Source organism: Amphibacillus indicireducens (assembly GCF_039539605.1).
GTDB lineage: Bacteria > Bacillota > Bacilli > Bacillales > Amphibacillaceae > Amphibacillus > Amphibacillus indicireducens.
Genome location: NZ_BAABDL010000169.1, coordinates 1 through 1,759, shown reverse-complemented (window position 1 = coordinate 1,759; position 1,759 = coordinate 1). Strand labels below are relative to the sequence as shown.

The 1,759-nt window shown below is 35.9% G+C and carries 1 protein-coding gene; it reads right to left on the bottom strand.

What is annotated here, in order from left to right; genetic code table 11:
- Nucleotides 1-21 precede the first annotated feature (21 nt).
- Nucleotides 22-1,740 (bottom strand): IS1634 family transposase, encoded by a 1,719-nt coding sequence (locus tag ABD814_RS13225; RefSeq protein ID WP_344914207.1) that lies wholly within the window; start codon nt 1,738-1,740, stop codon nt 22-24.
- Nucleotides 1,741-1,759: the final 19 nt, after the last annotated feature.

Below are 1,759 nucleotides of genomic sequence, written 5' to 3'. Positions count from 1 at the left end.
TGTTAGGTTGAAAAGTGAGTACTATTTTGTCTTTTTCGTGTGTCTCAAAATTTTTTTCATATTTGAAGTTTTGACTATTTCATAATCTGTTCGAAAGCTAAAGAGTTCATGTAATTGATCTGTTAAATGTGTGCGTTGATATAACGGAATGTAACCTTCACCTGACAACTCCATCATGTTCATATCGCGTAACGTCTTGATGATCGTTGGACAAGTAAATTGATCGTCTAGTTTTTGCTCCAATATTCGATAGACTAATAAAGAAAGAAAACAGGTTAAAAAGTGGGCTTCTATCCGATCATCCTTTCGAACATAGACTGGTCTTGATTTCAATTCACTTTTCATAATGCGGAAACTTTCTTCAATTTGCCACCGCTGATGATTGATCCGGATCAACTCTAAAGGATCTGATTCTAAGTTTGTACAGATACCATATAGCCCATCGTATTGAGCTTCCTTTTGAATCGCAGATTCATCAATCGACAAGTGTGCTTTTTTGGCTATTTCTCCATCCACAGTCACATGCTGCACTGAGATAAAACGAGCGGGATCATTCGCTCTTTTCTTTTTTAAGGATGATGGACGATCAACTTTTTTTAGTGCTCGATCAATCTGACGTTCACGAATGGTTTGTTGATAATGTTTATATTTTGGTGAGAATGTGACAAGAAATCGTTGCTCAATTTCACCTTCATTAATCCAGCGCTCCTTAAAGTAGGTTGTTTGGTTGCTGGGACTGTCATCAATTTCTGAGAGATGAATGGCCTTGTCTCCCGGCTTAATATGCCAGCCCGAAGGATCCATCGCCCACTCTTTTAGGTGTTTTTTTAACTTTTTAATGGATTGTGTAGTAATAAAGCCTCGATTCCCCAATGTGTTGAAGATGCGGTTTTTTTCAGAGGATAACCCGGCATCTGTACACACCACCACTTCAGATAATTTAAAGTCCTTAAGGATCTTTTTTTCTAACGGTTTAAGTGAGCCTTGTTCATTGTCATTACCGCTAAATATAGAAAAAGCGAGTGGAAGTCCTGATGCATCCATAAATAATCCCATTTGAACAATTGGATTTGGGCGGTTTTCCTTTGATAGGCCATATTTTTTGTTACCTTCTTCTTCTTCGATTTCAAAATAAAAATTGGTACAGTCATAATATAAAATCTTTTTATTTCGTTTGGCGATTTTCAAACTATTTTTATAGACCGTTTCTTGGATGAAATCAGATTCTTTCTTTAAGACATCTAAAGCGCGATACATTTGATGAGGTTCACATTGAATCCCTTCTAATAAAAATTGAGCTTGTTCAAATGAACTCTTTTTGGATGTAGGAAACAAAATTCGCATATAAATTAATTTAGATAAAATTTCATTTAAGTCATACTGAAACCTATATTTCTCTTGGATGGCTTGAGTTGTTTTGGATAATCCTAATTGATGATAGATCGATTGCAAAAACAAATAACCAACATTGTAAGAACGACGCTTGTCGTGACCAATTTTCTTCTGAGGATGATACTTCGCAATGATCGGTGCCTGTTCTTTTTTCTTTTCTTCAGTTAATTTTTTAGCATAATCCCGCGCCCAAGTTTCTGGATCTACACCTGGATGTCTCGCGCGAATTTGATCTGCATTTCCAAGAGCTTCAACCACTTTTGTTGTTGATTTTCCGTTGATATCACGCACATTTTCAATCACTGAATAAGATACAGATTTTTTCGAATAACTTTTTTTAATTCGCATGTCAAGCCCTCAATTCATT

Excerpts from the sequence above, each read along its gene's own strand:
- ABD814_RS13225 (WP_344914207.1), bottom strand. The coding sequence starts at position 1,740 with ATGCGAATTAAAAAAAGTTATTCGAAAAAATCTGTATCTTATTCAGTG.